Source organism: Leminorella grimontii (assembly GCF_039789245.1).
In the GTDB taxonomy this organism is placed as follows: Bacteria; Pseudomonadota; Gammaproteobacteria; order Enterobacterales; family Enterobacteriaceae; genus Leminorella; species Leminorella grimontii.
In genome coordinates this window covers 944,071-967,571 of record NZ_CP146357.1, presented here as the reverse complement: position 1 = coordinate 967,571, position 23,501 = coordinate 944,071, and the positions used below count along the sequence as shown (strand labels likewise).

Annotated in this window: 27 protein-coding genes; 2 read left to right on the top strand and 25 right to left on the bottom strand. The window is 55.1% G+C overall.

Annotation, left to right across the window (positions count from 1 at the left end; translation table 11 throughout):
* Positions 1-53: 53 nt before the first annotated feature.
* From pepB to V8L73_RS04565, 11 genes are all read right to left on the bottom strand, one after another.
* Complete coding sequence (pepB, locus tag V8L73_RS04615; protein WP_347254236.1) at positions 54-1,349, bottom strand: aminopeptidase PepB; 1,296 nt, start codon at positions 1,347-1,349, stop codon at positions 54-56.
* 86 nt (positions 1,350-1,435) lie between these two features.
* A complete protein-coding gene (iscX, locus tag V8L73_RS04610) occupies positions 1,436-1,636 on the bottom strand; it encodes a Fe-S cluster assembly protein IscX (RefSeq protein WP_027274092.1) in 201 nt (66 codons plus the stop codon).
* A gap of 17 nt (positions 1,637-1,653) precedes the next feature.
* Positions 1,654-1,989, bottom strand: coding sequence for an ISC system 2Fe-2S type ferredoxin (gene fdx, locus V8L73_RS04605; protein ID WP_027274093.1), 336 nt, complete (start codon positions 1,987-1,989; stop codon positions 1,654-1,656).
* Positions 1,990-1,992: 3 nt separating this feature from the next.
* Positions 1,993-3,843 carry a Fe-S protein assembly chaperone HscA gene (gene hscA, locus V8L73_RS04600; RefSeq protein WP_347254235.1) on the bottom strand — a complete coding sequence of 617 codons (1,851 nt, stop codon included), beginning with the start codon at positions 3,841-3,843 and terminating at the stop codon, positions 1,993-1,995.
* Positions 3,844-3,855: 12 nt separating this feature from the next.
* Positions 3,856-4,374, bottom strand: coding sequence for a co-chaperone HscB (hscB, locus tag V8L73_RS04595; protein ID WP_347254234.1), 519 nt, complete (start codon positions 4,372-4,374; stop codon positions 3,856-3,858).
* 108 nt (positions 4,375-4,482) lie between these two features.
* Positions 4,483-4,806: an iron-sulfur cluster assembly protein IscA gene (gene iscA / locus V8L73_RS04590; RefSeq protein ID WP_027274096.1), complete on the bottom strand. Its 324-nt coding sequence runs from the start codon at positions 4,804-4,806 to the stop codon at positions 4,483-4,485.
* 58 nt (positions 4,807-4,864) lie between these two features.
* A complete protein-coding gene (gene iscU / locus V8L73_RS04585) occupies positions 4,865-5,251 on the bottom strand; it encodes a Fe-S cluster assembly scaffold IscU (RefSeq protein ID WP_027274097.1) in 387 nt (128 codons plus the stop codon).
* A 60-nt stretch (positions 5,252-5,311) separates the two neighbouring features.
* Positions 5,312-6,526, bottom strand: a complete 1,215-nt coding sequence (locus tag V8L73_RS04580; RefSeq protein WP_347254233.1) for an IscS subfamily cysteine desulfurase — start codon at positions 6,524-6,526, stop codon at positions 5,312-5,314.
* 52 nt (positions 6,527-6,578) lie between these two features.
* A complete protein-coding gene (gene iscR, locus V8L73_RS04575) occupies positions 6,579-7,082 on the bottom strand; it encodes a Fe-S cluster assembly transcriptional regulator IscR (protein ID WP_027274099.1) in 504 nt (167 codons plus the stop codon).
* A gap of 199 nt (positions 7,083-7,281) precedes the next feature.
* Positions 7,282-8,064, bottom strand: coding sequence for a tRNA (cytosine(32)/uridine(32)-2'-O)-methyltransferase TrmJ (gene trmJ, locus V8L73_RS04570; RefSeq protein WP_347254232.1), 783 nt, complete (start codon positions 8,062-8,064; stop codon positions 7,282-7,284).
* Positions 8,065-8,087: 23 nt separating this feature from the next.
* Positions 8,088-8,864, bottom strand: coding sequence for a hypothetical protein (locus V8L73_RS04565; RefSeq protein WP_261831277.1), 777 nt, complete (start codon positions 8,862-8,864; stop codon positions 8,088-8,090).
* Positions 8,865-9,074: 210 nt separating this feature from the next.
* On the opposite strand from V8L73_RS04565, the gene suhB reads away from it, so the two are divergent.
* Positions 9,075-9,878, top strand: coding sequence for an inositol-1-monophosphatase (gene suhB / locus V8L73_RS04560; protein WP_261831278.1), 804 nt, complete (start codon positions 9,075-9,077; stop codon positions 9,876-9,878).
* Here suhB and V8L73_RS04555 read toward each other — a convergent pair.
* The 9 genes from V8L73_RS04555 to glyA all read right to left on the bottom strand — a co-directional run bounded on the left by V8L73_RS04555 (position 9,875) and on the right by glyA (position 15,993).
* The gene (locus V8L73_RS04555) at positions 9,875-10,015 is read right to left on the bottom strand and encodes a hypothetical protein (protein ID WP_347254787.1); all 141 of its coding nucleotides are present in this window, start codon (positions 10,013-10,015) and stop codon (positions 9,875-9,877) included. The genes suhB and V8L73_RS04555 overlap by 4 nt on opposite strands.
* A gap of 68 nt (positions 10,016-10,083) precedes the next feature.
* On the bottom strand, positions 10,084-10,593 hold the full coding sequence (locus V8L73_RS04550; RefSeq protein ID WP_347254231.1) for a DUF6392 family protein: 510 nt from the start codon (positions 10,591-10,593) through the stop codon (positions 10,084-10,086).
* The gene (locus tag V8L73_RS04545; protein ID WP_347254230.1) at positions 10,590-11,099 is read right to left on the bottom strand and encodes a DUF6392 family protein; all 510 of its coding nucleotides are present in this window, start codon (positions 11,097-11,099) and stop codon (positions 10,590-10,592) included. Before V8L73_RS04545 ends, V8L73_RS04550 begins: the two co-directional genes overlap by 4 nt.
* A complete protein-coding gene (locus V8L73_RS04540; protein ID WP_347254229.1) occupies positions 11,096-11,605 on the bottom strand; it encodes a DUF6392 family protein in 510 nt (169 codons plus the stop codon). Before V8L73_RS04540 ends, V8L73_RS04545 begins: the two co-directional genes overlap by 4 nt.
* A 131-nt stretch (positions 11,606-11,736) precedes the next feature.
* Positions 11,737-12,462, bottom strand: a complete 726-nt coding sequence (locus V8L73_RS04535) for a glycerophosphoryl diester phosphodiesterase (protein WP_347254228.1) — start codon at positions 12,460-12,462, stop codon at positions 11,737-11,739.
* 11 nt (positions 12,463-12,473) lie between these two features.
* Positions 12,474-13,490, bottom strand: coding sequence for a nickel/cobalt transporter (locus V8L73_RS04530; RefSeq protein ID WP_347254227.1), 1,017 nt, complete (start codon positions 13,488-13,490; stop codon positions 12,474-12,476).
* Positions 13,481-14,119, bottom strand: coding sequence for a DUF1007 family protein (locus V8L73_RS04525; RefSeq protein ID WP_027274106.1), 639 nt, complete (start codon positions 14,117-14,119; stop codon positions 13,481-13,483). The genes V8L73_RS04530 and V8L73_RS04525 overlap by 10 nt, the downstream gene beginning before the upstream one ends.
* Before the next feature lie 10 nt (positions 14,120-14,129).
* On the bottom strand, positions 14,130-14,504 hold the full coding sequence (locus tag V8L73_RS04520) for a rhodanese-like domain-containing protein (protein ID WP_027274107.1): 375 nt from the start codon (positions 14,502-14,504) through the stop codon (positions 14,130-14,132).
* Between the two features lie 235 nt (positions 14,505-14,739).
* On the bottom strand, positions 14,740-15,993 hold the full coding sequence (glyA, locus tag V8L73_RS04515; protein WP_347254226.1) for a serine hydroxymethyltransferase: 1,254 nt from the start codon (positions 15,991-15,993) through the stop codon (positions 14,740-14,742).
* A 319-nt stretch (positions 15,994-16,312) separates the two neighbouring features.
* Here glyA and hmpA point away from each other — a divergent pair, with 319 nt between their 5' ends.
* Entirely contained in the window at positions 16,313-17,488 is a 1,176-nt protein-coding gene (gene hmpA, locus V8L73_RS04510) for an NO-inducible flavohemoprotein (protein ID WP_347254225.1), read from the top strand.
* A gap of 54 nt (positions 17,489-17,542) precedes the next feature.
* Here the strand turns inward: hmpA and glnB are convergent, their stop codons facing one another.
* The 5 genes from glnB to V8L73_RS04485 all read right to left on the bottom strand — a co-directional run bounded on the left by glnB (position 17,543) and on the right by V8L73_RS04485 (position 23,428).
* A complete protein-coding gene (glnB, locus tag V8L73_RS04505; RefSeq protein ID WP_027274110.1) occupies positions 17,543-17,881 on the bottom strand; it encodes a nitrogen regulatory protein P-II in 339 nt (112 codons plus the stop codon).
* A gap of 13 nt (positions 17,882-17,894) precedes the next feature.
* Positions 17,895-19,514, bottom strand: coding sequence for an NAD+ synthase (locus V8L73_RS04500; protein ID WP_027274111.1), 1,620 nt, complete (start codon positions 19,512-19,514; stop codon positions 17,895-17,897).
* Positions 19,515-19,582: 68 nt separating this feature from the next.
* On the bottom strand, positions 19,583-20,926 hold the full coding sequence (glrR, locus tag V8L73_RS04495; RefSeq protein ID WP_027274112.1) for a two-component system response regulator GlrR: 1,344 nt from the start codon (positions 20,924-20,926) through the stop codon (positions 19,583-19,585).
* Positions 20,927-20,956: 30 nt separating this feature from the next.
* Entirely contained in the window at positions 20,957-21,997 is a 1,041-nt protein-coding gene (locus V8L73_RS04490; RefSeq protein ID WP_261831286.1) for a hypothetical protein, read from the bottom strand.
* A gap of 6 nt (positions 21,998-22,003) precedes the next feature.
* On the bottom strand, positions 22,004-23,428 hold the full coding sequence (locus V8L73_RS04485; protein ID WP_027274113.1) for a HAMP domain-containing sensor histidine kinase: 1,425 nt from the start codon (positions 23,426-23,428) through the stop codon (positions 22,004-22,006).
* Positions 23,429-23,501: the final 73 nt, after the last annotated feature.

Here is a 23,501-nt window from a genome sequence, read left to right as displayed (position 1 = left end):
GAGGGCAAGAACGTAACGCGGCGCTCCGGAGTACAGAAGCGCCGCGCCGTTGGCTAGCTTTCTTTGCTCAACAGCATTTGAGCCAGCGTTCTTACCCCCAGCCCCGTCGCCCCTGCGGACCACTGCTCGACGGCGCTCTTACGGTAAGTAGCCGAGCAGTCGATATGGATCCAGCCGCGCTGGTAGTTCTTCACAAAGTGGGACAGGAACGCCGCCGCAGTGCTGGCGCCGGCGGTGTAGGCTGCGCCCGCCACGTTGTTCAACTCGGCAAAATTAGACGGCAGTTGGCTTCTGTGGAACTCCGCCAGCGGCAGGCGCCAGAAGGGTTCGTTTTCCTCCTCCGCACAGGCCAGCAGTTCGCCTACCAGCGCATCGTCGAAGCTAAACAGCGCGTGATAGTCGTTGCCCAACGCCGTTTTAGCCGCGCCGGTCAGCGTCGCGCAGTCGATAATCATCTGTGGGCTTTGCGCCTCGGCGTCAATCAGGCCATCGGCCAGAACCAACCGCCCTTCCGCATCGGTGTTCATCACCTCAACGCTTTTCCCGTTACGATAGCGAATGATGTCCCCCAGCTTGAAGGCATTGCCGCTGACCATGTTGTCGGCGCAGCAAAGGAACAGCTTCACTCGGCTATTAAGGCCACGCGCTATCGCCAGCGCCAGAGCGCCGGTAACCGTCGCCGCGCCGCCCATGTCGGACTTCATGGAATCCATAAAGGCGCTTTGCTTCAGGCTATAGCCGCCGGAGTCAAAAGTGATGCCTTTGCCCACCAGGCAGGCCATCACCGGTTCGTCCGAGTTGCCGGAAGGGTTATAGTCCAGAGACAGCTGCACCGGCTCGCGCTTGGAGCCGCGCCCGACGGTGTGAATGCCCATATAGCCCTGCTCGCGCAGCGCTTCGCCCTTGATAATCTGATAGCTGATAGCGTCGCCGGCAAGGCCGCAGAACAGGTCGATGGCGCGCTGAGCCAGGCGCTCCGGCCCCAGCTCCTCAGCCGGCATATTGATGGTGTCGCGCACCCAGTCAACGATTTTTAAACGCCTTTCAAGCTCTTCACGCTCATCGGCCGAAAGCGTCGGCCAAACGACGCTGCGCTCCCCCTTCGGCGAGCGAAACCCCTGCCAGAAGCTCCAGCAGCGCTCCAGATCCCAGCCGTCGCCGATCAATGCGACTTGGCGAATACCTTGCGCATCCAGCTTGCGGCCCGCGCGAGCGATGGCGCCCAGACGCCCTTCCCCGGTCAGGTGAATCGTCATGCCGTCAGCGCCCGCGCTCAGCAGCGCCTTATCTCCCCAGACGGCGTCGGCAGGCTCATAGGACAGGCGGATAGGCATAGAGGTTGTTGTCATTATTTTCTCCGTTTTTAATTCGTTCTTTAAGACACAAGTTTTAAAACAGTAAAAAGGCCGCGTCATGCGGCCTCATTAAATTTCAGCTAGTCGGCTTCGTCCAGCCAGACCAGCAAAATGGCTTCCAGAATTTTTTCATTCGAAGCGTTAGGGTCGTCCTCAAACTCTTCCAATTCGCAAACCCAGCGGTGCAGGTCGGTAAAGCGAACGGTTTTCGGATCGACGTCGGGGTAGAGATCGTACAGCGCTTCGCCGATTTCGCGTGAATCTTTCCAGCTTAGGCTCATGCTCTTTTCCTTACGCTTTAGTGTTCGCGGGCGTGGTTAATGGTATAGCGCGGAATTTCGACCACCAGATCTTCATCCGTCACCTTCGCCTGGCAGCTGAGGCGGCTTTCGGGCTCTAGTCCCCACGCCTTATCCAGCATGTCATCTTCCAGCTCGCTGCTCTCGTCAAGGGAATCAAAGCCTTCGCGCACGATGCAGTGGCAGGTGGTACAGGCGCAGGACATCTCGCAGGCATGCTCAACCTCGATGCCGTTGCGCAGCGCCGCTTCCAGAATGGTTTCCCCTTCTTTCGCTTCAACCACTTTACCTTCCGGGCAAAGATCCTGATGGGGCAGAAAAACGATTTTAGGCATTGCTTAAACCTCATCTACAGAATGGCCCGCCAGCGCGCGGCGGATGGATGAATCCATGCGGCGCGCGGCGAAATCTTGAGTCACACGATCCAGCGTTTTAATAGCGTCTTCGATAGCGACAGGGGAATCCGCTTCGGCCACCGTCGACAGGGCCGATGCGGCGGCGTCGATCTCTTCTCTTTCAGCAGGCGACAGCAGATCGCCGTCGCTGTTTAACGCCGCGTAGAGGCTCTCAAGCACGCGGGCAGCCTCGACTTTTTGTTCTGCCAGCCTGCGCGCGCCGTTGTCCTCTTGGGCATTGGCCATCGCGTCTTTAATCATGTTGGCGATTTCGTCGTCGGTTAGCCCATAGGAGGGCTTAACCTGAATGGACGACTGAACGTTGGTGGATTTCTCCATTGCGGTTACGCTCAAAAGCCCATCCGCATCAACCTGATAAGTTACGCGGATGTGCGCGCCGCCCGCGGGCATCGGCGGGATGCCGCGCAGCGTAAAGCGCGCCAGCGAGCGGCAGTCGCTCACCATCTCGCGCTCGCCCTGCAGCACGTGCACCATCATTGCGGTCTGTCCGTCTTTAAAGGTGGTGAACTCCTGCGCTCGGGCTACCGGAATCGTGGTGTTGCGAGGAATAATTTTTTCCACCAGCCCGCCCATGGTCTCTATTCCCAGCGAGAGCGGGATGACGTCCAAAAGCAGCAGTTCGCTGTCGGGCTTGTTGCCCACCAGAACGTCGGCCTGGATTGCCGCGCCGATGGCGACAACTCGGTCGGGATCGATGCTGGTTAACGGAGTGCGTCCAAAAAATTCGCCCACCATCGCGCGTACCAGCGGCACGCGGGTCGAGCCGCCGACCATCACCGCTTCCAACACCTCGGAGGCGTCAACGCCCGCGTCTTTCAAGGCGCGACGGCAGGAAAGCAGCGTCTTTTTCACCAGCGGTGCAATCAGTTCATCAAACTGGGCTCGGCTCACCGAACCCTGCCAACCGCCGACGCTGATTGTCGCCGCGTCGCTTTGGCTTAGCGCGATTTTCGCCGCCGTCGCCGCGTCAAGCAGCTGGCGTTGAAGCCGGTGGTTCCCCTGCGGGCTGATGCCGCTCTGCTTACAAATCCAGTCGGCAAGCAGATGGTCAAAGTCGTCGCCGCCCAGCGCGGAATCGCCGCCGGTCGCCAGCACTTCAAACACGCCGCGGCTCAGGCGAAGAATGGAAATATCAAAGGTGCCGCCGCCCAGATCGTAAACGGCGATCACGCCTTCCTGTCCGGAGTCCAGACCGTAGGCAATCGCCGCCGCCGTGGGCTCGTTGAGCAGCCGCAGCACGTGCAGCCCTGCTAGGCGGGCCGCATCTTTGGTGCCCTGACGCTGCGCGTCATCGAAGTAGGCGGGAACGGTGATCACTACGCCGTCCAGCTCCCCGTCCAGCGTTTGCTGAGCGCGGGCGGCCAACGAAGTCAGCACGTCTGCCGATACCTGAATGGGGTTTATCGCTCCGGCGGCGGTCAGCATCATCGGCAGGCCGTTTTCCGTCGGGGCCATCCGGTAGGGAAGATTGGGGTAGCGCCGTTGGATATCGTCCAAAGAGCGGCCAATCATGCGCTTGACCGAGCTTAGCGTATTGGTTGGGTCTTCCGCCGCCTGCGCGCGCGCGTCCCAGCCGACGTCAATGCCGTCCTGCCGGTAGTGAACGACGGAGGGCAGCAAATGGCGCCCTTCTGAATCAGGCAGCGTTTCCGCCTGCCCGCTGCGAACCGTCGCCACCAGAGAATTGGTCGTCCCCAAGTCGATGCCCGCAGCCAAACGACGCTGATGCGGGGCGGCAGTCATGCCCGGTTCGCTAATCTGTAATAAAGCCATGTTCAGTGTCCGTCAGATATCAAACAGTTTTTCTTCCAACTGCTCGACCTGTTGTGAAAGCCTGTCTAAAAAACGCAGTTTACGCACGGTATCCGCCGCTGCGGGCCAGCTCTGCTCGTCCAGCTCTTGCTTTAAGCGTTCGCTTCGAACGCGGCTCATTTCTTCAACCCGCTTGCGAAAGGCTGACAGGGCAGGCTCTGCGTCTTTGCTGCGCTCAATCTCGTCCAGCTCTTCGCGAAGCTCCAACTGCTCCATCAAAAACGCGGTATCGTGCATGGTTTGCTGTTCGTTTTTTACGTCTATCCCGTTAAGCAACAGGAGGTATTCTGCACGACGCAGCGGATCTTTCAACGTTTGATAAGCGTCGTTGACGGTGGCCGCATGTGAAACGGAAGCCAGACGCTCGTTTTCAGGCGCCGAGGCGAAACGGTCGGGATGGTACTGACGTTGGAGTTCTTGATAGCGGGAGGAAAGAGCCTGGGTATCCACGTCAAAACGGACGGGAAGGTTAAACAGAGTGAAATAATCCATGACGTGTTCTAATGCTCTTTATCAGGCCGCGCGCTCTGATTCAGTCAGAAACGCGCGGCCAGTGGAGGTTAACAAATCAGTGCGTCATAAAGGACGCCGCCAGAGCGGTTAAACGTTGAAGCTTTCGCCGCAGCCGCACTCGCTGTTGACGTTAGGGTTGTTAAACTTGAACCCTTCGTTTAAACCCTCTTTGACGAAGTCGAGTTCGGTGCCGTCCAGATAGACCAGGCTCTTTTCATCGACGATTACCTTCACGCCCTTGTCTTCGAACACGCGGTCTTCATCGTGCAGTTCGTCAACAAATTCGAGCACGTACGCCATGCCGGAGCACCCCGACGTTTTTACGCCCAGGCGCAGGCCTATTCCCTTGCCCCTGTTGGTTAAAAAAGTCTGAACGCGCAGTGCCGCGCTGTCGCTCATGGTAATCGCCATAACCAAACCTCTAATCGTTCTCGCTTATGCCCGCGGCGCTTCATGCCGCGAGTCGATATTATTTTTCACCGCGCTTGTTTTTATAGTCCGCAATCGCGGCCTTGATGGCGTCTTCCGCCAGAATAGAACAGTGGATTTTTACCGGCGGCAGCGCCAGCTCTTCCGCGATGTCCGTATTCTTGATGGCTTCTGCCTGCTCCAGAGATTTGCCCTTGACCCACTCCGTCACCAGAGAGCTTGAGGCAATCGCCGAGCCGCAGCCGTAGGTTTTAAAACGCGCGTCTTCTATAATACCGCTATCGTTGACTTTAATCTGCAATTTCATCACGTCGCCGCACGCCGGCGCGCCGACCATGCCGCTGCCGACCGTCGGGTCTTCGTTGTCAAACGAGCCCACGTTACGCGGGTTCTCATAGTGTTCGATTACTTTTTCACTGTAAGCCATGTTGTTACTCCTGCTCTTCTGGCGCAGGCTGCGGTTCTCACAGCCTGCAACCCGCATTTATTAATGATGAGACCACTCGATGGTGTTCAGGTCTACGCCCTGCTTGAACATGTCCCACAAGGGGGAAAGCTCGCGCAGGCGGCCGATGGACTTTTTCACCAGATCGATGGTGTAGTCGATCTCTTCTTCGGTGGTAAAACGCCCCAGAGAGAAGCGAATTGAACTGTGGGCCAGTTCATCATTTAGCCCCAGCGCTCTGAGTACGTAAGAGGGCTCAAGGCTGGCGGAAGTACAGGCGGAACCGGAAGAGACGGCTAAATCTTTCAGCGCCATCATCAGAGATTCGCCTTCAACATAGTTAAAGCTGACGTTTAGAATGCTGGCGACGCCCTGTTCCAGACAGCCGTTTAAGTGCACTTCTTCAATGTCCTTCAGGCCGTTCCACAGGCGATCGCGCAGCGCGCGAATGCGGGGAATTTCGGTCGCCATTTCTTCTTTAGCGATGCGGTAGGCTTCGCCCATACCGACGATTTGGTGAACCGCCAGCGTGCCGGAACGCATGCCGCGCTCGTGGCCGCCGCCGTGCATTTGCGCTTCAATGCGAACGCGGGGCTTACGGCGAACGTACAGCGCGCCAATGCCCTTCGGGCCGTAAATTTTGTGACCGGTGAACGACATCAGGTCGACTTTCAGCTGGGACAGATCGATAGGCAGTTTGCCCACGCTCTGGGTCGCGTCGACGTGGAAGATAATTCCACGGCTGCGGCACATTTCGCCGATGGTGGCGATGTCCTGCACGACGCCGATTTCGTTGTTGACGTGCATGATGGAAACTACGCTGGTGTCTTCACGCATCGCCGCTTCCAGCTCGCCCAGGTCGATAATGCCGTTAGGCTGCGGAGACAGGTAGGTCACTTCATAACCTTCACGCTCCAGCTGACGACAGGTGTCTAAAACCGCTTTGTGCTCGGTTTTGCAAGTAATGATGTGCTTACCTTTCTTCTGGTAGAAATTTGCAGCGCCTTTAATCGCCAGATTGTCCGACTCTGTCGCGCCTGACGTAAACACGATTTCACGCGGATCGGCGCCGACCAGCTCGGCTATCTGGTTACGGGCAATATCCACCGCCTCTTCGGCCTGCCAGCCGAAACGGTGCGAACGGGAAGCCGGGTTGCCGAAGATCCCGTCCAGGGTCAGATACTGCATCATCTTTTCAGCTACGCGCGGGTCAGCCGGCGTCGTTGCTGAATAGTCAAGATAGATAGGTAATTTCATTCTTTGCTCCGTACACTACTTCTAAATTAAATAATGTATCTATTTCCGCCCGTCATGCGCGCAGATTAATTTTTTTTGACTCATCGTAATCGCGACGAGAGGGAACGACCGAACTTTGGCTATCGCCGTTTTGACGATCGGCGACTTCCAGTATTTCTTGATTCTTGACCAGCTCAGACAGCGTGATCTCATTAAGGAAGCTGCTGATGCGTTCGCTTAAGTCGTGCCACAGCGTATGGGTCAAGCAGCGCGTGCCGCTCTGACACCCGCCTCGGCCAAGGCAGCGAGTGGCGTCAACGGACTCGTCGACCGCGCTAATCACTGAACCTACGGCAATGTCTCCCGCGTCTTTACCTAAAAGGTAGCCGCCGCCGGGACCGCGTACGCTGGTCACCAGCCCGTTCTTGCGCAAGCGGGAGAACAATTGCTCAAGATACGACAAAGAAATCCCCTGACGCTCGGAGATATCGGCCAGAGGGACAGGTCCATCTTGTGAATGCAGCGCCACGTCCAACATGGCGGTAACGGCATAACGACCTTTAGATGTCAGTCTCATTGGTATTGCCCATCTGTGTGTGAATATGCAGATAGTTTGGCATTCCCAACTATTTCAGTCAACTATTTACTTGACTATTTTAGTCAACTATTAGCTTCGTTGCATGAACGCTGATGTTTCATCCAAAACCCGCGGAAACAGGGGATTGGTCGATATTGTCATACCTATTGTAACAAGTTCGAAAGGGGTATAACGAGCATTATTTATGCCTATTTCTCGCATCGGGCGTTTCAATAGCGCTTAAAATCCCCCGCAGGATGTTCAATTCCTGACTTTCGGGGCGAGCGCGGTTAACAAAACGGCGCAGCTTGTTCATCACCTGCCCCGGATGCGCGGCGCGGATAAAGCCGATGTCCAGCAGCACCTTTTCCAAATGCTGATAGAAACGCTCGAGATTGTCTGCCGGCGGGTAGGCAACGTCGTACACCGGCTCGGGCAATCCGCCTTCCTGCGCGGCCAGCCACGCCATGCGGATTTCGTAAGTCATGATCTGTACCGCCATCGCCAGATTCAGCGAGCTGTAGTCCGGGTTGGTCGGTACAGAGACGTGATAGTGGCACTTTTGCAGCTCTTCGTTTGTCAACCCCACCCGCTCGCGGCCAAACACTAGCGCAACCGGGGAAGCGGCGGACTCCTGCATCATCTTCACGCCGCATTCGCGCGCGCTCAGCATCGGCCACGGCAGCGTACGCGAACGCGCGCTGGTGCCAACGACCAAGCGGCAGCCCTCCAGCGCGTCGTCCAGCGAATCGACGATGGTCGCGTTGCCGATAATTTCGCTGGCGCCGGCGGCGAGCGCAATGGCCTGGGAGTCTGGAAGCACCAACGGGTTTACCAGATAGAGATTGGTCAACCCCATGGTTTTCATCGCCCGGGCGGCCGATCCCATGTTGCCGGTATGGGAGGTTTCCACCAGCACGATGCGAATGTTCGCCAGCGAGTCGGGCGTGCTGGCGTCTTGATTACAAATCAGATCTGACATAAAAAGTTGCTCACGTTATAGCCCTAAAGCGCCGCTTCAAATTCAGCACGATTCCAGAGCCCAAAAAATAGATGCTCACTCCAATATCCTACGCCGGCAGGGCATCCATCGTCACTGCGATCGTAATCGGCATTCAGATTGAGCATGCTGAGAGGAACCAGCTCTAAACCGGCAGAAACTTCACCCGCATGGCGTAGCTGCTCTACCGCTTCATCAATATTATCTGAAAGCGCATCAACCGCTATGCCCGTAAAAAAACAGCGAGATAGTTCGTCGTTAACGCTTTGCTTAAGCGCGCTTTCATCAGCGGCAGTCATCATGTCCAACTCAATAGTTTCGAGTAAAAGATGGCTATCACGATGCGCCTCAAGAAAGGCAAGAGCGTCGTCGATTTCTTCGGACAGATAGGGCGCTTTGTCCCCCACTGCCGCATTCAGGATGGTAAAAAATTTTTTCAATCGCAGGAAGCCTGTCTCAAAATCGCTGCTAATAGCATATAGCTTCGTCTTTTTATCTTCAGGTTCCTCATCAAAACCATCGGAGACTAATGAAGGACACAGCATAGGATCGCCTGACATTAAGATACGGAAGGAAAGGGGCACGCAGTATCCCCACTCGGAAAGGCCTGAAATAGTTTCCGGGCGATCCGCATAAGATGTAGGTCGATTGCTAAGACTATAAAGATAAGATCGGTTTGCCATATGAATTGCTCCCTGCGAAATAATGTCATTGAGGGACGGAAATATACCATCTTCCTTCCCCGTTGTATCACACATGATGCTCGGGAAAGCGTTCGCCATTATCTTATCCTGACGTTACCACGCATTATTTCATTCCGTTGGCGTAGGTTAAGAACAACGGCGATAGTGAGAATGGAGAATGAATGATAGAAAAGCCGAAAAGAAAACGCCGCTCAAAAAACGCGCCGCCGATTGCAGGGCGGCTACATGTGGTGATACACTACGCGCCGCTTTTTATATTCGTTCTTTAACATCTAGTGGAAGATACCCATGCATCCAATGCTGAATATCGCCGTACGCGCTGCGCGTAAGGCCGGTAACCTGATAGCCAAGTTTTACGAAACGCCCGACGCCGTCGAAGCCAGCCTGAAGGGCAACAACGACTTCGTTACTAACGTCGACCGCGATGCAGAACACCTGATCGTTGAGGTTATTCGCAAAGCCTATCCTCAACACACCATCATCAGCGAAGAGCGCGGCGAGATTGTCGGCGAAGACAAGGACGTGCAATGGATTATCGACCCACTGGATGGCACCACCAACTTTCTTAAGCGTTTACCCCACTTCAGCGTTTCCATCGCCGTGCGCATCAAAGGCCGCACGGAAGTTGCCGTCATTTACGACCCGATGCGCAACGAACTGTTTACCTCGACCCGTGGTCAGGGCGCCCAGCTCAACGGCTATCGCCTGCGCGGTTCCAACGCGCGCGACCTTTCCGGCACCGTTTTAGCCACCGGCTTCCCGTTCAAGCTCAAGCAGCACGCGCCGTCCTATATCAACATGGTGAGCAAGCTGTTTACCGAATGCGCCGACTTCCGCCGCACCGGTTCTGCCGCGCTGGACCTGGCCTACGTCGCCGCAGCCCGCGTGGACGGCTTCTTTGAAATCGGCCTCAAGCCGTGGGACTTCGCGGCCGGCGAGCTTATCGTTCGCGAATCCGGCGGTATCATCACCGACTTCGTCGGCGGCCACAATTTCTACACGTCCGGCAACATTGTTGCGGGTAACCCGCGCGTGGTTAAAGCGCTGCTGGCCAACGTTCGCGACGAGCTGAGTGACGCGCTGAAGCGTTAATAAAGAATCGGGCGGGAAACGTATCCCGCCCGCATTTTATATGGATAAGCTGACTTTCCCATACCCCCCTCTCGTGTCATATCTAATCTGGCCGTATCATCATCAATAGCACCATAAGTTTTTTTCTTATCAGAAATTAATCCTTTTTCAATAATCTCCTGATAGCGCTGTCCTAATTATTTCACGGGCGTTTCGACATCAACATTCATTTGCCACCAAGCCGTTTTTTCTCAAGTGCAGCGTGAATTTCTTTTGCCCGTTCCAACGGGATAAATGTGACCTTGTTGACAAAAAAATCTTTGTTGTAAGTAAATGCCGCTGCAATATTATGATTTGGAGCTGGTAAAACATATATTTCTTTCACCCCGACATAAATAGTCATAATCACACGAGCATCAACGTAAGTCATCGGATGACCAAATCGGTCCCGCACCCATTGCTGGGTCATCACTGGTTCAAGACCAAAGGGCAGCACGTTAGGAAATAACCAGTCGGTTTTATTCTCATCCTCTAACCGTAAGGTCACTTCCTTAAGAGTTTTATCTTGGTTATTAACAAACGATAAGAATATCCCTTCTCGCTTCATATCTAATCTGCAAATATCATCACTAACAGTACCACTTGGTTTTGTTTTGTAGGGAATTAGCCCTTGTTCAAAAATTTCCTGATAGGGTTTGCTTAATTGTTTTACGAGCGTTTCGACATCAACATTCATTTGCCACCAAGCCGTTTTTTCTCAAGTGCAGCGTGAATTTCTTTTGCCCGTTCCAACGGGATAAATGTGATGTTGTTGACAAAAAAATCCTTGTTGTAAGTAAATGCCGCTGCAATATTATGATTTGGAGCTGGTAAAACATATGTTTCCTCCACCCCAACATAAATAGTCATAATCACACGAGCATTAACGTAAGTCATCGGATGTCCAAATCGGTCCCGCACCCATTGCTGTGTCATCACTGGTTCAAGACCAAAGGGCAGCACGTTAGGAAATAACCAGTCGGTTTTATTCTCATCCTCTAACCGTAAGGTCACTTCCTTAAGAGTTTTATCTTGGTTATTAACAAACGATAAGAATATCCCTTCTCGCTTCATGTCTAATCTACATATATCATCACTAACAGTACCACTTGGTTTTGTTTTATAGGGGATCAATCCTTTTTCAATAATCCCCTGATAGCGCAGTCCTAATTGTTTCACGAGCATTTCGACATCAATATTCATTTGCCACTAAGCCGTTTTTTTTCAAGTGCTGACTGCATTTCTTTTGCCTGTTCCAACGTGACAAATGTGACCTTTTGGACAAAAAAATCTTTACTGTAAGTAAATACCGCTGCGATATTATGATTTGGAGCTGGTAAAACATACATTTCTTTCACACCGACATAAGTCTTCATAACCACACAAGCATCAACGTAAGCAACCGGATGTCCAAATTGGTCCCGCACCCATTGCTGGGTCATCACTGGTTCAAGACCGAAGGGCAGCACGTTAGGGAATAACCTGTCAGTTTTATTCTCATCCTCTAACCGTAAGGTCACTTCCTTAAGAGTTATATCTTGATTATTTACAAACGATAAGAATATCCCTTCTCGCTTCATGTCTAATATGCGATTATAATCGCTAACAGTACCACTTGGTTTTGTTTTGTAGGGAATTAGCCCTTGTTCAAAAATTTCCAAATATGGCTTACCTAACTGTTTGATCAATTTTCCCACATCAATAGCCATTTAATATAACTCCATTAGTCGATTTACTGCGCGCCACAACGTGAGATAGAAGCGCATAACGCTAGCGAGCTTTGCAAGAACAAAGTCACGATGAAGGACTTTCGAAAAAGCCGCCTAAAATATGAACTGAGTTAATCCACAAATTCCTGCGCATAGTCGGTAAAAATACCGTCGACGCCCCATTCAAACAGCTCCCGCGCCCTTTGGGCATCGTTGACCGTCCACACGTTAACCAGAAAGCCCCCCGCTTTGAACGCCTCGACCTGACACCGCGTCAGCCCTTCGTTCTGCGGATGGATAGCCGTTGCGCCAACGCGCGCCATCGTTTCACGCCAGCCGTCGTTCAGCGCTTCGTTCTCTAACAGGCAGGCGACGTCGGCCTGCGGACGCCGTTGCTTAAAGACCCCAACCAGCGAAGGATCGAAGCTGGAAATAAGGTACTGCCGCTCGGCGTCAAGCCGGTCAAGCGCGACATCAAGCCCCTTCAGCAGGCTGGCCGTCGCTTCGGGCGTACGTTCACCGGGCTTTATCTCGATATTCGCATTAAGCCGACAGCGGTTCATTAGCGCGATAAGCTGCGCCAGCGTCGGCACGCGTTCGCCGGCAAACCGTGGGCTAAACCAACTTCCGGCGTCCAGCGTATTCAACGACGCCTGCGTTTGGGCAAACAGCGGCCCGCTGCCGTCGGTGCAGCGTTCCAAGGTATCATCATGAAAAACCACGATGGTGCCGTCGCTTAATATGTCGATATCGCACTCAAACCACGCCACCCGGTGCTCGGCGCACAGCCTGAAGGCCAACAGGGTGTTTTCCGGCGCCAGAGACGACATGCCCCGGTGAGCGTAGATTCTTTTCATATTCTCTTTCATCATCCGCCAAACGCCCGCAGCCCGCCGGACGCCGCGGGCGATGCCGACACCCACAGCATCACGCCTGCGATAATCAACAGCGCCCCGCCCAGCAGGGACAGGCTGGAAACCGCAATGCTTCCCCACGCGGGGGACTGGCCGCGAACGGTCAATCGCTGCGCCAAACGGCGCGCGCTGTGAACCAGCAGCGCCAGTAGAGAAATCGTCGCGGCGGTACCGAACGACATCGCTATCGCCGCCGCCATTCCCCAGTAATAAATATCTAAAACCTTAGAAAACAGCAGCACCACAATCGCCCCTGAACAGGGGCGCATGCCGATAGACAACACGATAGCCAGCGTGGTTTTCCAACCGCCTTTGGCCTCCATCTCCTGTGCCGTCGGCAGATGACGATGGCCGCAGCCGCAGTCTGGCCCGTGAACGTGCATTGGCTCAAGCGGTCTGATAGCGGAAATCTGCAAAGGCGCTCGCCGGGACGAACGAACAAGGGTGATCATCCTCTTTGCGGCCCGATAGCACAGCATCAGACCTATCAGGGCTACCAGCAGGTAACTCCCCTTCTCCAACCAAAAGCCGCTCTGGTGAACCATGCGGGTAGACAGCTGAAGGATGGACAGCACAACGGTCACCAGCACAATGGCAACTATGCCTTGAACCAAAGAGGAAGCCAGCGTCAGCCTCAGGCTCTGCTTCAGCTTTAGCGGATGAGTCGCCAGATAAGTGGCGATAATCACCTTGCCGTGCCCCGGCCCCGCCGAGTGCAGCACGCCGTAAATAAAGCTGAAAAGCATCAGCATCGCGCCGGCGTTCAGCGGATTTTCCACCACCTGTTGCAATAGAGAAACCAGCCGCTGGTGCAGCGCCTTTTGCCACAGTGAGCTTTGCAGCAGCGCGTCCTGCCAGTGCAGCCACAGCGCGGCGCCCAGAGCAAGCAAAAGCGCAGCGCACAGCAATAGAGGCCAGAAGGTTTTCCAGCCGGAGGGAGGTGCGCTGGCGGGGATGACGTTTAGCGACATACCATCGTCACCGTTTGGGCGAACCGGCGGCCTAGCATCATGTCTTCAGGCGGTGCGTCCTTTTTATCCAATGACCGGGCGTAAGCCAACAGCGAGGTGTCAGGCTTAGGCGTGTTAACGTCAACGCGGCACAGGTGGGCGATTTCATTCGGCAGTTGAAAGCCTTTCGCCGACGGATAGCGGATGTCGACATAGTAGCTCTGCTCATAGGTGGACATCGTTATCGTATGCCCCGCCAAGGCTAAAGGCTTGGCTAACGGCATGACAAACGTGAACACGGCCCGATTGCCGTGGCGCGACAGAGAATAGTTGTTGGCCTTTTCGCCCAAGCGCACGGGTTTGCCGTCGTAATGCATATAGGTGAAGTAGAGCTGATTTTGCGTATTTTCCATCAGCTCATCGGCCATGCTCTGCCAAACCGTGGGGTTATCTTTTGCCATCGCTGCGTCAAGCAGCAGCTCAGCCGACGTCAGTTCGTCCATCTCCCACGTGACTTGAACGCCGACCAGCGTCAGCTCTTTCACCACCGGTCGGGCTTCCATATCAATGAAGCTGTGCGGATGCGCAGCCGCTAAAGGCGACAGCATCAGGCATAGCGCCATTGCGGCGTAGCGCATTAGCGGCGTCATACCCAGCGGATTACTCTTTTACCAGCGGGTAACCGGCTTCATTCCAACCGCGGTAACCGCCGTCCATGGAAATCACGCCGGTATAGCCCATTTTTTGCAGGCTCTCAGCCGCCAGCGCGGAACGATAGCCACCGCCGCAGTAGAGCACCATCGGCGTCGCCTTATCGGGAACGACGGTTTCAATGTCGCGCTCCAGAACGCCGCGCCCAAGGTGGCGAGCGCCCGGCAGGTGGTCTTTCCCCCACTCGCTCTCTTCACGCACGTCCAGCACCAGCGGGATAGTACCGTTGTCCATCATCTCCTTTACCTGCTCAACGCTGGCTTCTTTAACCTGCTTGCGAGCTGCTTCACACAGTGCTTCAAACCCGGGGTTATGCTTTTTCATCCGCCTCTCCTTTTGAAATTTCTACTGATTGACTCTCCACGGCTATCGCCACAGAGATAGCGTAAATGAGAATATTCATCAAATGATTTTACATGCTTATACCAAGTTATGTCCCGCAATTGCAGGGCACAGCCTAAGCTTTCTCGTTTATAAATCATAACTGATGATACAAATTGACCATAAAAAAATAGGCCTCGGAAATATTCCGAGGCCTATGTCTGTTAGAAACGAATAATTACGCGTAAACCGGATAGCGCTTACAAATATCCAGCACTTTCGCCTTCACGGCTGCAATAGCCGCTTCATCGTTGATGTTGTCCAGCACGTCGCAGATCCAGCCCGCCAGCTCGCGCACTTCGGCTTCTTTGAAACCGCGGCGGGTGACGGCCGGGGTACCGATGCGCACGCCGGAGGTGACAAACGGGCTTCTCGGATCGTTCGGCACGCTGTTCTTGTTAACGGTAATGTTGGCGCGCCCCAGAGCGGCGTCGGCGTCTTTACCTGTGATGTCTTTATCGACCAGGTCCAGCAGCATCAGGTGGTTGTCGGTTCCGCCGGAGACAATCTTGTAGCCGCGAGATTTAAAGACTTCAACCATCGCTTTCGCGTTCTTGGCTACCTGCTGCTGATAGACGGTAAATTCTGGCTCCATCGCCTCTTTCAGCGCCACGGCCTTGGCCGCAATCACGTGCATCAGCGGGCCGCCCTGACCGCCGGGGAAGACGGCAGAGTTCAGCTTCTTGTACAGATCCTCATCGCCGCCTTTCGCCAGAATCAGGCCGCCGCGCGGGCCGGCCAGCGTTTTGTGGGTCGTCGTCGTCACCACGTGCGCATGAGGGACCGGGTTTGGATAAACGCCGGCGGCAACCAGGCCCGCGACGTGGGCCATGTCGACAAACAGATAGGCGCCGATGCCGTCGGCGATTTCACGCATCTTGGCCCAGTCGACGATGCCGGAATAAGCGGAGAAGCCGCCGATGATCATCTTCGGCTTGTGGATTTGCGCCTGGCGGGCCAGATCGTCATAGTCGATGTGGCCGCTTTCATCGATGCCGTAAGGCACGATGTTGTAAAGCTTGCCGGAGAAGTTAACCGGGGAGCCGTGGGTCAGGTGGCCGCCGTGGGCCAGGTTCATACCCAACACGGTATCGCCCGGATTCAGCAGCGCCATATAAACGGCGGAGTTAGCCTGAGAACCGGAGTGCGGCTGCACGTTAGCGTAGTCGGCGCCGAACAGCGCTTTAGCGCGATCGATCGCCAGCTGTTCAACGATGTCGACGTACTCACAGCCGCCGTAGTAGCGCTTGCCCGGATAGCCCTCTGCATACTTGTTGGTTAGCTGAGTACCCTGAGCCTGCATAACGCGCGGGCTGGTGTAGTTTTCAGAAGCAATCAGCTCGATATGCTCTTCTTGGCGAACATTTTCTTTTTGAATCGCCGCCCACAGCTCGGCATCATAATCGGCAATGTTCATTTCTCGCTTTAACATCCGCATCTCCTGAATAGTATTAATCAACGCCTAAAAGTGTGACCTGCCTCAGTGTAATATGTTTTCATGTTGTTAAATAGACCCCTCAACCGCTTTTATAGCAAACGATTGCTTCCACTGCCTGCGGGGCTTTCCGTCGAATACATCCGAATATTCTCAGGAAAAACTACCTAATACCGATGTTTATCTTATACCAACACGTTTTTTCCACTTCGTCAGCAGGTTAACCCGACAATATCGTCTGTAAAGAAAGTTATTGACATAGATCAATATAAACATATATTTTAAATGCATGTTAAATCCAACGACAGGAAGCATCATGCTAGACGGCCAAACTATCGCCACCGTTAAGGCGACAATCCCGGTCCTTGCCCAAACCGGTCCGGCGCTAACCGCCCATTTTTACGACCGTATGTTCCTCCACAATCCAGAACTAAAGGACATCTTCAACCTGAGCCATCAGTTTAGCGGCGCGCAGAGAGAGGCGCTGTTTGACGCCATCTGCGCTTACGCCGCAAACATCGAAAACCTCCCCGCCCTGCTGCCTGCCGTTGAGCGCATCGCACAAAAGCACGCCAGCTTCGGCATCCGCCCCGAACAGTACGCTATCGTCGGCCACCACCTGCTGGCGACTATCGACGAAATGCTAAGCCCCGGACAGGACGTGCTCGACGCCTGGGGAAAGGCCTATCAGGTGCTGGCCGACGTATTTATCAATCGTGAAAGTGAAATCTATCAGGACAGGGTGGAAACTCAGGGCGGCTGGCAAGGCACTCGCCCTTTCCGCATTGAAGAGAAGCGGCGCGAAAGTGACGTAATTACCAGCTTTACCCTCGTCCCGACGGACGGACAGCCGGTTTCAGACTTCAGGCCGGGCCAGTACGTCGCCGTCTATATTCGCAGCGATGATATGGAAAACCAGGAGATCAGACAGTATTCGCTAACGCACGCGCCTAACGGACGTTCCTACCGCATCGCCGTTAAACGTGAAGATGAAGGGAAAGTGTCCCGCTATCTGCACGACGTGGCGCAGCAGGGGGACGTGATTCATCTGGCGCCGCCCTACGGCGACTTCTGGCTGGACGTGCCTCCAAACGCGCCCGTCGCGCTGCTTTCCGGCGGCGTCGGGCAAACGCCGATGCTCGCCATGCTCAATACGCTAAAACAGCGTCAGCATAAGGGGAAGGTCTACTGGCTGCACGCCGCCGACAGCGAAGAGCGCCACGCCTTCAGGCAGGAGGCCGCTGACGCCTGCCGCACTCTGCCTGACGCCGTTTGCCACGTCTGGTATCGCAATTCAAGCGCCGGATCGATAGCGCATCACGAAGGGCTGCTCTCGCTGGAGGCCATAAACGAAGCGTTTCCACCCAAAACGGAGTTCTACTTCTGCGGCCCGCTGGCCTTTATGCAGTCCGCCGCTCGTCAGCTAACTGACCGGGGCGTAGCGAAAGAACGCCTGCACTATGAGGTGTTCGGCCCGCATAAGGTGCTGTAGCACGGGCTATCGGTGACAAAAAAGCCGCTGTTTTGCAGCGGCTTTTCTATTGCATCAAATCGCGTCTTCGTCCTGCTCGCCGGTGCGAATGCGGATAACCCTCGCCACGTCAAAGACAAAAATCTTTCCGTCGCCGATCTTACCGGTTTGGGCGGTCTTCATAATGGTTTCAACGCATACCTCGACGATGTCGTCAGGCACGACGATTTCAATTTTTACCTTGGGCAGGAAGTCCACCATATACTCGGCGCCGCGATACAGCTCGGTATGGCCTTTTTGACGGCCGAACCCCTTCACTTCCGTGACGGTCATACCGGTGATGCCGACTTCCGCCAGCGCTTCGCGAACGTCGTCTAATTTGAACGGTTTAATAATCGCGTCAATTTTTTTCATTAAAGTCGAGCCCTTACCAGTTTTTGCGGCCGAAGCCTGAAGTAATCGGATAACGCCGATCTTTACCGAAGTTGCGCGCGGTGATCCTTGGGCCCACCGGCGACTGACGACGCTTGTATTCGTTAATATCCACCAGGCGGATTACCTTACGCACTACCGCCTCGTCAAATCCTTCCGCCACCAGCTCTTCGACCGACATGTCGCGCTCGACGTAGCCGTCCAGGATCCTGTCCAGTATAGGATAAGGCGGCAGGCTGTCCTCGTCCTTCTGGTCGGGCGCCAGCTCCGCCGACGGCGGGCGGTCGATAACGCGTTGCGGAATAACGTAAGAACGCGTGTTTCTATATTCTGAAAGTTTAAACACCAGCGTTTTCGGTACGTCTTTTAATACATCAAAACCGCCGGCCATATCACCATAAAGCGTCGAATACCCTACGGCGATCTCACTTTTATTGCCGGTGGTCAATACCAGACGGCCGCGCTTGTTGGAAAGCGCCATCAGGATAACGCCCCGGCAGCGGGCCTGCAGGTTCTCTTCCGTCGTGTCGCGGCGCGTATCGGCAAACAGCGGGGAAAGCTGCCCCATGAATGCGTCAAACACCGGCTCGATGGACACAACGTCAAACTCGACGTCAAGCAGCTCCGCCTCTTCCCGCGCGTCTTCAATGCTCATTTCGGCGGTATAGCGGAACGGCATCATCAGCGCCTGAACCTTGTCTTTCCCCAGCGCGTCGACGGCAATCGCCAGCGTCAGCGCCGAGTCAATCCCGCCGGACAGCCCGAGGATCGCCCCCTTAAAGCCGTTTTTCGTCACGTAGTCGCGCACCGCCAGCACCAGCGCATCGTAAATCAGCGAAAGGTCGGACGGCTGCTCGGGAATCGTCATCGCGTCGAGCTGGCCGTTTTGAAAAGCAATCCGACGCACTTCTTCGTTAAACGGCGCCAGTTTGTGAGTCATAACGCCGTCTGCATTAAACGCTTTGGAACAGCCGTCGAAAATCAGCTCGTCCTGCCCGCCTACCTGGTTTAAGTAAACCAGCGGAATGCCGGTGCGGCGCGCGTGCTCAGACAGCAGCTGGTTGCGAATGTAGGGCTTTTCGCGATTATAGGGCGACGCGTTAATCGACAGTATAAGATCGACTTCGAGCGCCTTAAGCGCGTCGACCGGCCCGTTAAACCAAAGATCTTCGCAGATGAGCAAGCCTAACCGATAGCCTTTGAACTCAATGCAGCAGCTCTCATTGCCCGCGCTAAAGTAGCGCTTCTCGTCAAACACGCCGTAGTTGGGAAGCTGCTGCTTGTAGTAACGCACCAGAAGCGCCCCCTGCCAGAACATCGACAGCGCATTATAAAGCTTGCCGTCCGCCCGCCAAGGATGGCCAACGATAACGGCAACGTCGCTGGAAGCCTCACGCAGGCGCTCAAGCTGTTCATCGCAGCGATGATAAAAGTCGTCGCGATAGAGTAAATCTTCCGGCGGATAGCCCGTCAGCGCCAACTCCGAAAACATGACGATATCCGCTCCGGCCTGCCGCTGTTCGTCAACGGTGCGGAGCATCCGATCGGCGTTTCCTTCGATGTCGCCAACCAGCCAGTTCAACTGCGCTAATGCAATAGAAAGCGCTTTACTCATATCAATTCACTTTCGCTATCGGGTAATGAGGACGGCAGTATAAATGACCGTCCTGAGAATTAAAAAGCCTACTCTTTAAAATCGTTCGCATCCAGCTCGTGGCGCGAAAGCAGCTTGTAGAACTCGGTTCGATTTCGGCCCGCCATTCTGGCCGCGTGGGTCACGTTTCCTTTGGTCATTTGCAGGAGCTTGCGCAGGTAAACCAGCTCAAACTGGTTGCGCGCTTCAACAAAGGTCGGCAGCGCGGTGTTTTCCCCTTCCAGCGCCTGCTGCACCAAAGATTCGTTAATCACCGGCGTGCTGGTCAAGGCGACGCACTGCTCAATCACGTTTACCAGCTGGCGCACGTTGCCCGGCCAGCTTGCGGCCATCAGGCGCTTCATTGCGTCGGTGGAAAAGCTTTTTACAAACGGCTTATGGCGCTTGGCGGACTCGCGCAGCAGGTGCTCCGCCAGCAGGGGAATATCCTCCGAGCGTTCGTTGAGCGCGGGGATCTTCAGGTTTACGACGTTCAAACGGTAGTAGAGATCTTCACGAAACTCGCCCTTGGCCATCGCCTTAGGCAAATCGCGGTGGGTCGCGGAAATGATGCGCACGTCGATGTCCAGATCGCGATTGCTGCCCAGCGGCCTGACCTTACGCTCCTGCAATACCCGCAGCAGCTTGACCTGCAGCGCAAGCGGCATGTCGCCGATTTCATCGAGAAACAGCGTGCCGCCGGTTGCCGCCTGAAACAGGCCGTCCCGGCTGCTGACCGCGCCGGTAAACGCGCCCTTGGCGTGGCCAAACAGCTCTGATTCAAGCAGCTGTTCGGGCAGCGCGCCGCAGTTGATCGCGATAAACGGCTTGCCGCCGCGCGGGCTGGCGCGGTGGATAGCCTTCGCCAGCACCTCTTTACCGGTACCGCTCATGCCGTTAATCAGTACGCTGACGTCGGACTGCGCCACCATCTTTGCCTGTTCCAGCAGGCGCAGCATCGTCGGGCTGCGGGTGACTATCTCTTCTCGCCAACCGTCGTCGCTGGCGCTGGCGGGTATTTTTAACGCCAGCGCGTCGTCGATCGCCTTATACAAGGCGTCTTTATCTACCGGCTTGGTTAAAAAGCTGAATACGCCCTGCTGGGTTGCAGCCACGGCGTCGGGGATAGAACCGTGCGCCGTCAGGATGATGACGGGCATGCCCGGCTGGCGCTTTTGTATTTCGGCAAACAGCGCCATGCCGTCCATCTCGTCCATCCGCAGGTCGCTTATCACCAAATCCACCTGCTCTCTGGCCAAACGCCGCAGCGCTTCCTGACCGTTTTCCGCCGTTGTGACGTTAAATCCCTCGCTGGTCAGGCGCATTCCCAGCAGCTTAAGCAGACTGGGGTCGTCATCGACCAACAATAGACTGGCGGTTTTACGCTGTGTCATTTCAGCAAACTCCTTTCATCCGTCACCGCGTTAGGGCTTTTGCGCCGCTGGCGCGGCTTCACTCGGCGCAGGCTGGCTTTGAGCCGGCTGCGCGGGCTTCTCTACCTTTGTCTCAGATTTGGGCGCAGGCTTGGACTCAGGCTCTGCGGTGGCCGGTTTTTCAGGCTGCTTTGTTTCTGTTGAAGCGCCGCTGCTTTTAACCTCTGCTTTAGGTTCAGCAACGGCCGGTTCCTGAGGGGCCTTGGCTGGCTGAGCCGCCTTCTCTTCAACCTTTTCATCCACCTTCGGCGCCGCCGCTTCTACCGGCTGAGGCTTAGGCTCATTTACCGCCGAGCCCGCGTTCGGATTTTGAGGAGGCAGCGCATTGACCGGAGGCAGCGACTCGCCCTGCGTCAGCTTGCGGGAGGAAAGCTGGCGCTCGATGTCGGTCAGGTTTTGCAGCTTGCGGGTTGTTTCGTGCAGCTGATGCTTAATCTCCACCATTTGCAGTTGGAGATCGACTATCTGCGATTCCGCGCCCTCTTTTTGACGCTGAGCGCGCGCCCTTTCTTCCTGAAGGCCTAGCTGGAGCTGCTGCTCGCTGCGCCACATCTGAACCAGCGAATAGACGCTGTCGGGATAGGTTGCCTGAAAATTCTTTAGCTGTTCCAATGCGCCGCGCCGCTCTGCGTTGCCTAAATCCAGCTTGGAAAGCAGGATCGCGCGCTTAAACACACCGTCCCATTTCGTGCCGTCGTAACCGTAAGACTGCACTCGCGCCTGCGTCGGCGTAAAGGTTCCGGCACAGCTAATCAGCCTCAGCCAATAGAGCCCGTTGGCATTGGTTTCATCGTTTTGGCTTTTCCAGATATCGCCGTCGCAGCGCACGCGCGAGTAGTCGTTCACTTTACGATCGGGCGATTCATACTTTATTTCTCCGGAAGCGGCGTCAACCACGCCGCGTTCGACGCATCCGCTCAACAGGGCGAATGCTGACAGCAGTAAAGCGCCGCCGATTTTACTTTTCAGTCGGCAGCGCGCGTTCTTCGCCTTTTCTTTTGCTGTTATGGTTCTGGCAGAACTCTTAGGCATTATCTTTTACTTCTCAATGGATAAAGGTAACTCAATGCGGAAACACACGTCGGCATAGTCTACGTCAACCAGATGCAGTTCGCCCTCCATTTGGCGAATGCAGTCACGGGCAATGCTAAGCCCCAGCCCGCTGCCCTTCACGGCGCCTTTTCTCTGACGACTTCCCTGATAGAAGGGTTCAAACAGCATCGCTTTTTCCTGCGGCAGTATTTTTTCACCGGTATTGGCGACATCTATTTGAATCATTTGGCCGACTCGTTGACTCACAATCCAGATAGTACCGGATTCCTCGCCATAGTGCACCGCATTGGAGTAGAGATTATCAAGCACCCGTTTCAACAGCGGTGATTCTGCCCAGCATTCGCTCTGCGCCAGTCGGCATTCGGTAGTCATCAGTTTGGCGCGTGCGGGAAGGCTGTGGGCCGCGATAACCTCCGACGCCATCAGCTCGAGATCGATATGGGATTTCTCCGTTCTCGCATCCGCCTGATATCGATTGTAGTCAAGCAGCTGCTCTATCAGCCGCTGTAAATCGCGGCTGCTGTTGTCGAGAATGGCGACGACGTCCTTCTGGTCTTCCGTCAAAGGCCCGGCTACCTGATCCAGCAGCAGTTCTGTACCCTCACGCATGCTGGCCAGCGGCGTTTTCAGTTCGTGAGAGATATGACGCAAAAACTCGTGTCGCTGCGACTCCAGCCACGACAGGCGCTCGCTTAGCCAAACGATGCGCTGCGCCAGCGATTGAATTTCACGCGGCCCTTTGAACGCCGCCAGCGAGGTCAGGCTTTTACCTTCACCCAGGCGGTTTATCATCCGCTCCACCTGCTTGACCGGCCCTATTATCATACGCGTAAACAGGAAAACCAGCAGGACGCTGAGCAAAAACAGTAAAAGCGCCTGCTGGCCAAAGAAATAGCCCTTATCTGCGATCGCCTGCTGTAGCTTCTCGCCGCGGGAAAAAATGATGCCTCGAGTCGTTTGCACCATTTCATTGCTGGTTTTGGAAAATTGGATCAGCAGCGCCGAGGATGCATCGTCCGGGCCGCTGTTTTTGCACTGGATTTTACCTAAATCGTTTAGCAGCTTCTTGAGGGATTTATAAAGCTCTTCGTTGGGAAGCACGGCGGCATGAACGTCCAGCATGCTGGCATACTGCTGGCGCTGCTCCTGATAGAGCTTTTCCAGCGTCTCGTCCCCCAGTACGCAGTACTGACGGTAGCTTCTCTCCATGCTTAGCGCCAGGTTAGTCATCGCCTCGCTGCGGCGCGCGTCCCTAAGCGTCGTGCTGTTAATGTCCGCAGCCTGCTCGCTAAGCAGATCCAGACTCTTATAGGCCTGCCACGCCAGCACCAGCAGCGGAAGCAGCACCAACAGGAAGGCCAACAGCACCAGCTGGCGTAGGGAGCGGGGGAAACGGCTAAACTTTTTCAATGAGGCACTCTCATAACGATATCAAACCGATAACGATGCTATCCGACCTGAGCGGAAGAAAACAGCGTTATTG